At 57.3% G+C, this 11,798-nt stretch carries 12 protein-coding genes; 4 read left to right on the top strand and 8 right to left on the bottom strand.

What is annotated here, in order from left to right; genetic code table 11:
• Window positions 1-6: 6 nt before the first annotated feature.
• Genes trbL through traI form a run of 8 tightly spaced genes read right to left on the bottom strand, consistent with a single transcriptional unit; the run spans window position 7 to window position 6,866 of the window.
• Complete coding sequence (gene trbL / locus CRO48_RS29320) at window positions 7-1,185, bottom strand: P-type conjugative transfer protein TrbL (protein ID WP_097143208.1); 1,179 nt, start codon at window positions 1,183-1,185, stop codon at window positions 7-9.
• The gene (gene trbK, locus CRO48_RS29325) at window positions 1,179-1,379 is read right to left on the bottom strand and encodes an entry exclusion protein TrbK (protein WP_097143209.1); all 201 of its coding nucleotides are present in this window, start codon (window positions 1,377-1,379) and stop codon (window positions 1,179-1,181) included. Before trbK ends, trbL begins: the two co-directional genes overlap by 7 nt.
• Window positions 1,376-2,179: a P-type conjugative transfer protein TrbJ gene (trbJ, locus tag CRO48_RS29330; protein ID WP_097143210.1), complete on the bottom strand. Its 804-nt coding sequence runs from the start codon at window positions 2,177-2,179 to the stop codon at window positions 1,376-1,378. Before trbJ ends, trbK begins: the two co-directional genes overlap by 4 nt.
• On the bottom strand, window positions 2,151-4,607 hold the full coding sequence (locus CRO48_RS29335) for a conjugal transfer protein TrbE (protein WP_097143218.1): 2,457 nt from the start codon (window positions 4,605-4,607) through the stop codon (window positions 2,151-2,153). The genes trbJ and CRO48_RS29335 overlap by 29 nt, the downstream gene beginning before the upstream one ends.
• A 10-nt stretch (window positions 4,608-4,617) precedes the next feature.
• Window positions 4,618-4,902, bottom strand: coding sequence for a conjugal transfer protein TrbD (locus CRO48_RS29340; protein WP_097143211.1), 285 nt, complete (start codon window positions 4,900-4,902; stop codon window positions 4,618-4,620).
• Window positions 4,899-5,276, bottom strand: coding sequence for a TrbC/VirB2 family protein (locus CRO48_RS29345; RefSeq protein ID WP_097143212.1), 378 nt, complete (start codon window positions 5,274-5,276; stop codon window positions 4,899-4,901). Before CRO48_RS29345 ends, CRO48_RS29340 begins: the two co-directional genes overlap by 4 nt.
• Complete coding sequence (gene trbB, locus CRO48_RS29350) at window positions 5,266-6,237, bottom strand: P-type conjugative transfer ATPase TrbB (protein WP_097143213.1); 972 nt, start codon at window positions 6,235-6,237, stop codon at window positions 5,266-5,268. Before trbB ends, CRO48_RS29345 begins: the two co-directional genes overlap by 11 nt.
• A gap of 2 nt (window positions 6,238-6,239) precedes the next feature.
• Window positions 6,240-6,866 (bottom strand): acyl-homoserine-lactone synthase, encoded by a 627-nt coding sequence (gene traI, locus CRO48_RS29355; RefSeq protein ID WP_097143214.1) that lies wholly within the window; start codon window positions 6,864-6,866, stop codon window positions 6,240-6,242.
• Window positions 6,867-7,238: 372 nt separating this feature from the next.
• On the opposite strand from traI, the gene repA reads away from it, so the two are divergent.
• From repA to CRO48_RS29375, 4 genes are all read left to right on the top strand, one after another.
• Window positions 7,239-8,447 (top strand): plasmid partitioning protein RepA, encoded by a 1,209-nt coding sequence (gene repA / locus CRO48_RS29360; RefSeq protein ID WP_407071964.1) that lies wholly within the window; start codon window positions 7,239-7,241, stop codon window positions 8,445-8,447.
• Window positions 8,448-8,539: 92 nt separating this feature from the next.
• Window positions 8,540-9,562, top strand: a complete 1,023-nt coding sequence (gene repB / locus CRO48_RS29365) for a plasmid partitioning protein RepB (protein ID WP_097143215.1) — start codon at window positions 8,540-8,542, stop codon at window positions 9,560-9,562.
• 152 nt (window positions 9,563-9,714) lie between these two features.
• Complete coding sequence (repC, locus tag CRO48_RS29370) at window positions 9,715-10,953, top strand: plasmid replication protein RepC (protein WP_097143216.1); 1,239 nt, start codon at window positions 9,715-9,717, stop codon at window positions 10,951-10,953.
• A 420-nt stretch (window positions 10,954-11,373) separates the two neighbouring features.
• A complete protein-coding gene (locus CRO48_RS29375) occupies window positions 11,374-11,604 on the top strand; it encodes a hypothetical protein (RefSeq protein ID WP_097143217.1) in 231 nt (76 codons plus the stop codon).
• Window positions 11,605-11,798: the final 194 nt, after the last annotated feature.

The following is an 11,798-nucleotide window of genomic DNA, read 5'->3' on the forward strand; positions in this document are numbered from 1 at the left end:
TGATAATTAGGTGTTGTGTCGTTCGGGAGGTGGTGTCGGGCTGCTATGCCCTGTGCGAGCCTGATCGAGCTTGGCGTTGGCGAGCCCCATGATCGAACCGGCATAGGCGCCGGGCGAACCGATCGCCTTTTCTTTCACGGCGGAGCTTGCAGCCCTTCCTGCCGATCCGATGCCAGCACTCATGCCGCGAAGTGTGGCACCTGCCACAGATGATCCCGCAGCCCGCGCGGATTGGGCTGCTGCAGCGCCTGCGCCCACTGCACCTGCGGCAAGCGATGCTGTGCCGAGAGCAAATGATGTCGTCTGGCCGCCGTGACGAATGGTTTCCATGCCGCCCGTGACGGATGCACCTTGAACGACGCCCTGGATGATGTTGGGTACGTACATCGCGATAATGAAGACCACGACCGAGATGCCAGCGATCGCCAATGTGGTGATAAACTGGTCCGTTTCCGCCGTCGGTGCTTGTGCCAGTCCGAGGAGCACTTCCGAGCCAATTTTAGCGATCATGACCAAGGCCATGAGCTTCATACCGACGCCGAAGGCATAGACCAGATAACGGACGGCAAAATCCTTGGTGAAGGACGAGCCGCCCAAGCCGAGCATAATCATGCCGGCGAGTAGTCCGACATACATCTCGACCATCACCGCGACGAAGATTGCGGCCACGAGCGAGAAGCAAATCACCACAACCCCCATCGCCAGGACGGCGGCGATCGCAAGCGCATTGTCCTCGAACACCCCGAACTTCGCCTGCTCGGACATCTGCGAAGCCACCCGTATACCGGCATCGAACACTTCGGCCGGCGAAGCCGATCCGCCGCCAGCGCCGATCTGATAGAGGCTGTTGACGACGTCCCTCGCAAGCGTTGGTCCCTGGGTTAGAACGAACGCGAAGAAGCCTATAAACATGATCCGTCTGACGAGTTCAGCGAACCAGCTATCAAGCGACGCGGCTTGTATGGCGAGCCAGACGGCGGCGATGCCGACCTCGATCCCCGCAAGGATCCAGAATAGCGACCTTGCCGCGTCCATTATGGTGGTCTCCCACCCCTTCGCGGCAGCAGAGACCTGGTTTTCAAGCTCTGTCAGGACCTGTCCTTGCTGCGCGAACGCTGGGGTGGCGAGGACCAGGCAGGCTATGCCGCCGAGCACGAAGGCTCGCTCAAGATTTCGCTTTACCATCGTGGCCGCATCTCCTGACTTTTTTCGATCGGGGGCAGCTCCTTGGATGTGCCGAAAAATTTCTCACGGGTGATCCGTTGCTCTTCGCTCATCTCGGGTGATGCCGGGGCGTTTGCCTGGACGAAATAAAAAGTGGTGGCGGAAGCCGCCGCAGCGACCATGACCAGCACCATGACGAGGACCGGGCGGCTCACCAGCGTGGCTCCATCTTCTGGCCACTCGGGATCGTGGTAACGTCGGCATTGAAGAATTTCTCACGCCGGGCCTGTGCGAGGTCCTTGTCCGTCTGCTCGGTCTGGAGCCATGTCCCCATCATCGTCATTTGCTGCGAGACAAGACCACGCAGCTTCTGCATTTGGGAAACCTGCTGGGCGGCAATCTGGTGTCCGACCTGGAGGGCCTTCATTTGGCCGTCGGCCGACTCCGACATCGATCGCAGCGAACTCATCGTGCCCTCCTCGGTATCGAACTGATCCGCTGTCAGACTGGCTGCCTTCAGAGTGCTTCCGATCGTGTCCCTGTTCGTGTCCGACCAGGATTGGTAGGTGTTCGAGAAAGACTCGGCGTTCGGCAGGTTGGTTTTCAGATCCGCATAGCTATTGAACCGCTGCTGAAGGACGTCGTCGGCATTGCCCATCGAGAAAGAGATGCTCTGCCCTTGATCAACAATGCTGCGCAGACGGTTGAGATCGCTTTCGACCTGGCCCCAGATATGATCAGGGAGCTGCGCCGTGTTCTGCAGCATGTTCTCATAGATCTTCAGCTGGTTCTGGATTTGCTCGGCAAGTTGCGTGATCTGGGTCAACTGATTGTCGACCTGCAGACCTGAGCTTTTGAGGAGGTCGATGAGCTGGGCATTGTTGGCAAGCTGCGTCCATTCGGTGGCAGCGCCCGTTGCAGATCCCGCATGGGCGGAAGAAATCGGCGACAGTGCGAGTGCTGCGGCTATCGTTGCGACCAACCAGTTACTGGACATTGAGGTGCGACGTGGCATCGTGAACTCCTCTCGATTCAAGCCAATGGGTAGGCCAATCCTGGCCATGTTCCGCCTTCAGCGCGCGGATCCGCTTCAGGTCTTCTTTTCCGGATGCGCCCACAAAGCTCAGTGCCAGCGGCCCGAGCGACATATCGAAGAGCCGCCGTCCGTCTGGCGTGGCGACGTAATATTCGCGCTTGGGGATGGCGCCCGAGACGATCTCGATCTGGCGCTCGTTGAAGCCAATCCGTTCGTAGAATTCCCGCGTGCCCGGCTCGCGCGCAGCGCCATTAGGCAAGCAGATCTTGGTTGGGCAGGATTCCTTCAGCACGTCGATGATGCCGGAGCGCTCAGCGTCGGAGATGGATTGCGTCGCCAGAACGACCGCGCAATTGGCTTTGCGGAGAACCTTCAGCCATTCCCGGATCTTGTCGCGGAACACGGGATGCCCAAGCATCAGCCAGGCCTCGTCGAGGAGGATGAGGCTCGGAGAGCCATCGAGCCGCTTCTCGATCCGGTGAAAGAGGTAGGTGAGAACGGGCACCAGATTGCGCTCGCCCATGTTCATAAGCTGCTCGATCTCGAAGCACTGAAACGCCCGAAGCGTCAGGCCGTCCTCTTCCGCGTCGAGAAGCTGGCCCATCGGGCCGTCGACGGTATAATGACGGAGTGCATCTTTGATCTCGCGCATCTGCACGCCGCTAACGAAGTCGGACAGTGATTTTCCGGGCGCTGTCGCCATCAGCCCGATCTGGCGTGAGATCGCATTGCGATGGTCGGGCGTGATGGTAACGCCCTGCAGGGCGACGAGCATTTCGATCCACTCTGTCGCCCAGGCCCGATCGCCATCTGTCGAAAGATCGAACAGCGGGCAGAACGCCAGCGCCCTCCCCTCGCCGTTCTGGTCGTTGCCGATCTCGTAGTGATCGCCGCCGGCAGCAAGCGTCAGGGGTAGGAGCGAGTTGCCTTTGTCGAAGGCAAAGATTTGAGCGTACTCATAGCGGCGGAATTGCGCCGCTATCAAAGCGAGGAGGGTCGACTTGCCAGAGCCTGTCGGTCCAAAAATCAGGGTGTGGCCGACATCGTCGACATGCAGGTTGAGGCGGAATGGGGTCGATCCGGAGGCCACCTGCATGAGCGGCGGCGAGTTCGGGGGGTAGAATGGGCACGGCGCCACCGCATTGCCCGACCATACCGAGTTCAACGGAACGAGGTCCGCCAGATTGCTCGTGTTGATCAGTGGCTCACGGATATTGGCGTACCAGTTTCCCGGCAGGCTCCCAAGAAACGCATCTGTCGCGTTCAAGGTCTCGACGCGAGCCCCGAACCCCTCAGCCTGGACCAGTCGCCGTATGGCTTCTGCCTTCTCCTGCAGGGCGTCGCGGTCTTCATCGAACAGGATGACGACCGGTGTGTAGTAGCCGTAGGCGACAAGTTGGGACGACGCCTGAGCGATGGCGTCTTCGGTCTCGGCGACCATGGTCATGGCATCCTGATCAACCGATCGGCTTTGCGTCTGGAAGAGTTGGTCGAAGAAGGGGCGAACCTTCTGCTGCCATTTCTTTCGGGTCCGTTCGAGCTTCTGGCGCGCCTCTTCCGCATCAAGGAAGATGAACCGCGATGACCACCGGTAGGTCAGGGGCATCAGGTCGAGATTGTTGAGGATGCCGGGCCAGCTCTCGGCCGGCAGGCCATCGATGGCGACAACCGCGAGGAACCGGTTCTCGACCTTTGGCGTCAGGCCATGCTCCAGCTCTGCCGTCGCCAGCCAGTCGAGATACATTGGAACTTCCGGCAGCCGGACCGGATGGCTCTCTCCCGTAATGCAAAAGCGGACGAACTGCAGGAGATCGTCATAGCGTGCGACCCGCTCCCCTCCCCTCTCGCGGACTTCGCGGGTCTGCATGCGGGCGATCGACAGGGTGTTGGCCAGGTACTGTTCGATTTCTCGGATCGCGTTGCGAAACACTGATAGCACTGTGTCTGCATAGGATTTCTTACGGCTCTCCTCGTCCGAGTAGATGTATTTGGCTAACGCCGTCTTCTTCGACTCGAGTGGCCGGTGGGTCAGAATGATCGCATGCTTGCTCTCGAAATGCCCCTGCTCACGCCTGAAGTGGGCTCTCCGCTCCAAATCGATCGCGCGAGTGACAGGATCGGGAAAATGGCACTGGTCAGGCGTGGGGTAGTCGACCGTTGGCACTCGGATGGCCTCGACCTGGATCATCCACCCGGTCCCGAGACGCGACAGGATCGCATTGATCTGCCGAGAAAGCTCGTTGCGTTCGAGGTCGGTGGCGCTTTCGGAGTCCGGACCCGCGAAGTACCAGCCAGCCATCAGGCTGCCGTCCTTCAGAAGCAGGACGCCGTTGTCGACCAAGCCGGCATAGGGAACGAGATCAGCGAACGAGGGACCTGTCGCGCGGAAACGTTTGAGGGCAGCCATCATCACACCTCTAGTATCTTCGCCACGGCGCGGCCGTCGGCCGGTAGTGGGGCTTGTATGAAATGTGCCTGATATAGACCTGCCGCATCAGCGGGTCGGATTTGGCCATCATGCGAAGCAGACCGACGATGACGATCCAGACGGCCACACCGAAGAGCGCCGAGTAGACCGTCAGGACGACGAAGATCAGGATCACGGCTGCAAGCCCGGTGATCAGCACCAGCTCACGGTCGGCACCCATCAGGAGGTTTGGTCGAGACAGTGCGCGATGAATGCGATTGCGGCGGAGGCTCACGTAGCCCCCTCCCCCGCTCTGTCCAAAATGACCTGCGTGACCTGCTCTTTCGGTAGGCCGATTGACGCACCGGTGGCGCCGAAGAGGCCGACGATCGTCGTGGCACCAAGCAAGATTCCGGCGACCAGGACGACATAGACCAGTCTGCGAGCGAAGTCGTTGAGCTCGCCACCGAAAATCAGCATACCTCCGGCGATTGCGACTGCGGCAAGTGCGATATACCCCGCAACCGGACCAGTGATGGACTCCTGGATCTGCTCAAGCGGTCCTTCCCACGGAAGGCTTCCTCCTGAACTGGCAAAAGTCGGTGATGCAACGGCGATTGCTGCGATAGCGATAGCCGCAATGGTGGGGGCTGACTTTTCAAGCTGCATCGCGGCTTTCCTCGGCATAAGCTTCAGTTAGGTACTGCCCCCCGGCAAAGCGGGTCACATGAAGGATCTCATTGACCTGGCGTCCTTTGGCCGTTCGTTCGATAGAAATGATGAGATCGACCGCATCTCCGATGACTGCCTGCATCGGTTGATGACTTGCCTCGGCTGTTAGCTGTTCTAAGCGCTGCAACGCTGATCGTGCGCTGTTTGCATGGATTGTTGCGACTCCGCCGGGGTGTCCCGTGTTCCAGGCCTTGAGCATAGTCAGTGCTGCGCCATCGCGAACCTCGCCGACGATGATACGATCTGGTCTCAAGCGCATCGTGCTTCTCAAGAGACGCGACATATCGACGGCGTCGCTGGTGTGCAGGCTGACTGCGTTGTGCGCGGCACATTGAATCTCAGCGGTGTCTTCCAAAATGACCAAGCGGTCATCGGGGGAACTTGCAACGATCTCGGCGATGATCGCGTTTGTCAGCGTGGTCTTGCCGGAACCCGTGCCGCCGGCAACCAGGATGTTGAGCTTCGAAGCAATTGCGCTTCGAATGACGTCGGCATGCTTCGCGGTCATCACCTTACTGGACACATAGTCGTCGAGCGGTATGAGACGCGACGCACGACGGCGGATGGTGAACGACGGGCCTGAAACGACGGGAGGCAGTAGTCCTTCAAAGCGATGCCCGCCGATTGGCAGTTCGCCTGAAACGATCGGGCGATCATCATCGACCTCGGAGTTGAGAACATGAGCGACGCTGCCGATGACGGTTTCTGCCGCAGACCGTGTCATCTCTCCTGCTGCGGCGATCCCGTGACCAAGCCTTTCGATGAACAGCCGACCGTCAGGATTCAGCATGATCTCAACGACACCAGGGTCTTCGAGAGCTATGCAAAGATGGTCTCCCAGCGCGTTCTGCAGCTTGCTGACAAGGCGGGGAAGTGAGCGGTTTTGTGTGCCGAGCATGATCAGGCCGCTTCCTTTTTGAGGGTTGAGAAGTTTGATGAATAGGTGCCGGGGCGAAGGCGATCGAAGCTCACCCAATCTGCTGGAAGGCTTCCGGCGATACTTCGCGTCTCATTGATTTGAATGGGTGAGCCTAGGCGCTTGAGCGGCCAGCCGGCGCGACGAAGGATACGCTCCAACCGGACGTCCGTTGCGGTGAGGATCTCGGAGTAACCATTAAGTATGCTCCACTCGACGATACCGGCGAACATCGCGAGCGTTGCAGTGTGAAGGCCCGACTGCTGTTGCCTTCCAGCGGCTTCGGTATCCACACAAAATCTAGAACTTTCGATCATGCGGGCATGAACTCGCAGATGAGCCGATTCTAGAAGCTGCGGAAATACCCTCTCCAACATCGTGCCGCTCGTGGCGGGCAGGAGCCGCGCACAGCCAATCACAGCATCGGAGCGGTCAATGCATAGGATGTACGTCGGCTTTAGCTCATCGAAGCTGTCTATCTCGAGGCCGGATGTGCAACGGACGTTCCAGGCCAGTCTGCCGCGGAAGATGCGGGCGCGAAGACGGTGCATGTCGTGAGTGAGGCGGTGTTCTGCTTCGGTCTCTGGATTACTGATCCCAACGATGCGCATCGGGCAAATCTCCCCTGCTCTGACGGTGCGAGGAGCTTTGCCGGGCCATCCAGCTTTGATCTACTGCCAAAAGTGTCAGCTGCTGATTCTAGCTCAGTCGGCTGCGAGCCTATCGTTTCGAGTTCGGCGGGATGCCTCAGTGACTAACAAAAGTGTTAGTAAGACGCTCTGACCGCGAAGTCGCAGAATCCGCTAAGCTATTGGTCGCAAAGCGGAATGGCTGAGCCGAACGATCTGCGTGTGAGCTCCCTCCTGAGCTGTTAAGGTTTTGTTAACCCTATTTCTCTTGCAGACCAACGGGAATCGTGACTTATCCTTGAGACGGAAATAGCGCGTCTGACGCTAAAAAACCGTCTGAGGATAGAGGCAAAAGTGAACGTGATCGATCGCAACATCGGAAAACCATCAACTTCAGCCAACATTACTCAGCGCGCTGAAGCGCTTTCAGCGAGGCTCCGAGCCGTAGGAGAGCGCGCATTCCCACCAACGGCACAGAAGTCCCTGCGATCATTTACCTCCGGGGAAGTTGCAGAGATTGTTGGCGTGTCTGACGGCTATCTTCGACAGCTGTCGATTGACGGGCTGGGGCCAACACCGGATTTGGGTAACGGCGGGCGCCGATCTTACTCTCTTGAACAGATCAATGAACTCAGGCGCTATCTCGCCACTGCCCGGCCCAAGGAAGCTGTAAGATTCTTCCCGCAGCGGCGCAGCGGTGAAAAGTTGCAGGTGATCACGGTCGCAAACTTCAAGGGTGGGTCAGCCAAAACGACTACTTCTGTCTACCTCGCACAGGGGCTCGCTCTTCAGGGTTACCGGGTTCTCGCGATCGACTTGGATCCGCAGGCATCCCTCTCAGCGATGTTTGGTTATCAGCCAGAGTTTGACGTCGCCGAGAACACCACCTTGTACGGTGCCATCCGGTACGATGAAGAACGAGTACTGATGAAGGACGTAGTCCGTCCGACCTATTTCACAGGGATTAGCATTGTGCCCGGCAACCTGGAACTGATGGAGTTCGAGCATCAGACTCCAAGATTCATGCTGCAGAATAGGGGGAAAGCGGAGGATCTCTTCTTCCGTCGCGTGGCAGGGGCTATCGCTCAGGTGGAGGACGACTTTGACGTTGTCGTCGTCGATTGCCCACCGCAATTGGGTTTCCTTACCATGGGCGCCTTGAATGCCGCCACTGGCATGATCGTCACCGTGCATCCCCAGATGGTTGATGTCGCCTCCATGAGTCAGTTCTTGTTGATGACCTCCGACCTGGTCTCCGTGATCGAGGAAGCCGGAGGTCGCCTAGATTACGACTTCCTTCGCTTCCTGGTCACGCGGCATGATCCTCGCGACGTTCCAGAGCAAGAAATTGTTGGTTTGATGCGAGACGTATTTGGTGCCGACGTGATGTCTGCGACCGCATGGAAGTCGACTGCCATTGCCAATGCTGGGCTTACAAAACAGTCGCTCTACGAGCTGACTAGAGGTGCAGTTGGCCGGTCCACATATGATCGAGCCATGGAGTCAATCAACGCAGTAAACGACGAAGTCGTTGGGCTCCTGAACCAGGTATGGCAGCGGTGAATCTAGTTCGACTCATTATTTTTCAACGACTTAAGCTGTTGTCAGCTGACTACAGAAGACGGCGTCTGGATTGATGGCCCCGAGAGGATAAGATGAGTAAACGCACACAATCGATCCGATCTCTTTTCGCAGCGGAATCTGGCTCCGCTTCCGCAGAGGGTCTCAGGCCTCCTGTTGAGAGGGTCGCATCCGGAGCAGTTCGCTCATTGAAGGATACATTCTCCGAGGTCGAAAGGGACTACGAAGAGCTGAAGCGTCAGGTTTCAAGCGGCGCGGTTCCTGTCGAGCTTGATACCGAATTGCTCGACCCCTCCCCTTTTGCTGACAGATTCGCTGACCAGGATCTGGCGGCCGTCGAGGCGCTGAAAACGTCTTTTCAGGAGCATGGTCAGGAAATCCCGATCCTTGTCCGAGTTCATCCAACCTCTCCCGGTCGTTATCAAATTGCCTATGGCCATCGGCGAGCAAAAGCGGCCTCGGATCTTGGTCTCAAAGTTAAAGCCTACGTCCGGGAGCTGGACGATGATCGGCTCATTGTTGCACAAGGCGTCGAGAATTCAGCCCGTGAAGATCTGACATTCATTGAACGTGCAACGTTTGCTTTAAGGCTTGAAGACGGAGGTTTCCAACGGACTCTAATTCAGACAGCACTCTCTGTTGACCGCCAGGAAGCCTCGAAGCTTGTAACGGTGGCCCGGGCCGTTCCGCAGTGGATAGTCACGGCGATCGGTCGAGCTCCAAAGGTTGGTCGTCCAAGATGGCAGGAGCTGGCCGAACTGTTGAAGGAAACAGGTGCGGAAACAAAAATCCGGAAAGCCATCGAGCACGCCACTTTTCGGCATAAGGACAGCGATGAGCGATTTGCGGTCGTCCTTCGTGCCGCGAAGGCGAAGAATGAGGCAAGCTCGGCGCCGACAAATCGCACATTGGTCGCGAAACTCTCCGATGGCACTGAGATCGCAAGACTGGCCGTTTCTGGCAAATCTTGCAAAATTCAGCTTGATCGAACTCGTGATGAGGATTTCGCATCATTCGTGATGCAACAGCTTCCGGAACTCTATTCGAGTTTCAAAAACCAAACTCAATCTCCGAGCAAAGAGACTGAAGGGAGATAGCAAAAGAAAAAGGCCCCCAAACGTTGCCGTCATGGAAGCCTCTCTCATTGGTCTAAGCAGCCTGAGAATCGCATTTTCATGAATCGCAGTCAAGAGTCTTTGGCATCGTTTTGGTGAGCGGATTTCTTTTGCCTGAAGAAAGGCGAAGGAATATGCAGACTAGAAATGTGACGACGCCCTTTGGGCGGCGGCCGGCTGTGCTTGCTCTTGTAAAGAGGCAGCTCCAGACGTCCGAGACGAAACCAAGCCGCCAGGTCGAAAAATGGAAAGTGTTTCGCGACGCTTGTGAGGCCCGTGAACGCCTTGGCCTCCAGGACAGGGCGCTGACTGTGCTGGACGCATTGCTGACGTTTTATCCAGAGAGCGAGCTCAACTGCGATAGTGGATTGGTGGTCTTTCCGTCCAATGCTCAGCTGTCTGTCAGAGCGCACGGCATAACCGGAACGACCTTGCGGCGGCATTTGGCTGCCTTGGTCGAAGCCGGGCTCATCCAGCGCAAGGATAGTCCGAACGGAAAGCGTTACGCTCACCGGGACAAGAGTGGCGATATCGAGCAAGCCTTTGGGTTCGATCTTTCTCCACTTTTGGCTCGTGCTGCGGAACTTGCGGTTCTGGCACAGGAAGTCGCTGCCGAACGCCTGCAGTTCAGGCGAGCCAAAGAGGCCCTGACTATCTGCCGGCGCGATGTGCGCAAGCTGATCTCCGCCGCGATGGAGGAGGGGGCTGACGGCGACTGGGAAGCCATCGAAGACATGTATGTCGGCATTGTCAGCCGACTTCCCCGCAATCCTGATCGTCACCAGGTGGACGCAATCCTCGACGAGATGCAGCTTTTGCGCACCGAAATCCTCAACCTTCTGAAAAATCAGTTAGATTCTCAAAATATGGGCGGCAATGCTGTTCAAAATGGCTGCCACATACAGAATTCAAAACCCGAATCCATCTATGAACTTGAACCTAGCTCTGGAAAAGAGCAGGGCGGAGCCGTCGAGCTGGAAGTGGCACCCAAAGAGGTTGCTCAGCTGTCGGCAAAGCCGGAACAGATGAAGGCGTTCCCGCTGTCGATGGTCCTGAAAGCCTGCCCGCAGATTTTGGATTACGGGCCTGGCGGGACGATCTCCCATTGGCGCGAACTGATGGGGGCCGCGGTAGTGGTTCGATCAATGCTTGGTGTTAGCCCGTCGGCTTATGAGGAAGCGTGTGAGGTGATGGGGCCGGAGAACGCGGCGGTTGCTATGGCTGCAATCCTGGAGAGGGCAGGGCATATCAATTCGGCAGGTGGATATCTCCGCGATCTCACGCGTCGAGCGAGGGCAGGGGAGTTCGGGCTCGGACCAATGCTGATGTCGTTGATGCGCGCCAATGTGGACGGCGATCGGAAAACGGGGTGAGGGGTTTTAACGGCGCAACGGGCAGGGGGCATAGTCGTACGGCAGTCGTGCCGCTTTTCATTCAACATTCGTTCCACGGTTTCTTGATTTGCTAGGAATCAAAGCGCACCAAAAACGTCTCAATAGCTTCTAGACCTGCCCCGGATGCTGTCCCAAAAATTGAAAACCGAGCCAAATGATACACTGATTTGCGTCTCACGGAGACTGTCTCAGTAGGTATACCGTAATGGAGCCTAGCCGTTGGCGCCGATTCAGATATCGGCTGGGATTTCGCGTAGCAGGGACGAGGGATCCCCCGGTCCGCTCAATCGAAAAGAAGCGGGATAGACGTCCAGCTTTTTGGAGAATGTGTTGCGAAGCTTATGGACGTGATGTCATGTCACAAGGTGATGAGGCATAGCTTGGGGAGAGGATCGGCTGATGGGGGGTACCTATTTCGATGACGAACAGGAGATAGGCCCGCAAGGGTTGGCATTGTTACGCAATGTGCTCTCAGAACTATTTCGAGACCAATCTGGCGCTTCAAATGCGGATGAACAGCTTGGCCTGGCAAAGGAGCTGGTGGCCTTGTTCAAGTCGGGCTTTCGGAGCGAGGAAGAGCTGAAAGCAATGGCCAAGAGCAGTAGCTATCTCAACCATCACAATTCCTAGGAACGCTCGTGCAGTGCCTTCCCGCATGTCAATGTAATGACAATCGGGAGCCATCAGGATGATTGAAAACAAAGGACTTGATAGGAGTGCATGAGCTTCTAGAGCGTTTCCCTGACTGAGTGAATCTGCGGGTCTTTGCAAATCAGCCGTGTTCTGATTCAAACTATCTGCCGATGGAGGTCGGCAGGTATGTC

The organism is Rhizobium subbaraonis (assembly GCF_900220975.1).
Taxonomy (GTDB): Bacteria; Pseudomonadota; Alphaproteobacteria; order Rhizobiales; family Rhizobiaceae; genus Mycoplana; species Mycoplana subbaraonis.

What these genes read in the sequence shown, in the direction of transcription:
- trbL (WP_097143208.1), bottom strand. Translation starts at nt 1,185, where the DNA reads ATGGTAAAGCGAAATCTTGAGCGAGCCTTCGTGCTCGGCGGCATAGCC.
- trbJ (WP_097143210.1), bottom strand. Translation starts at nt 2,179, where the DNA reads ATGCCACGTCGCACCTCAATGTCCAGTAACTGGTTGGTCGCAACGATA.
- CRO48_RS29335 (WP_097143218.1), bottom strand. Translation starts at nt 4,607, where the DNA reads ATGGCTGCCCTCAAACGTTTCCGCGCGACAGGTCCCTCGTTCGCTGAT.
- CRO48_RS29345 (WP_097143212.1), bottom strand. Translation starts at nt 5,276, where the DNA reads ATGCAGCTTGAAAAGTCAGCCCCCACCATTGCGGCTATCGCTATCGCA.
- trbB (WP_097143213.1), bottom strand. Translation starts at nt 6,237, where the DNA reads ATGCTCGGCACACAAAACCGCTCACTTCCCCGCCTTGTCAGCAAGCTG.
- traI (WP_097143214.1), bottom strand. Translation starts at nt 6,866, where the DNA reads ATGCGCATCGTTGGGATCAGTAATCCAGAGACCGAAGCAGAACACCGC.
- repB (WP_097143215.1), top strand. Translation starts at nt 8,540, where the DNA reads ATGAGTAAACGCACACAATCGATCCGATCTCTTTTCGCAGCGGAATCT.
- repC (WP_097143216.1), top strand. Translation starts at nt 9,715, where the DNA reads ATGCAGACTAGAAATGTGACGACGCCCTTTGGGCGGCGGCCGGCTGTG.
- CRO48_RS29375 (WP_097143217.1), top strand. Translation starts at nt 11,374, where the DNA reads ATGGGGGGTACCTATTTCGATGACGAACAGGAGATAGGCCCGCAAGGG.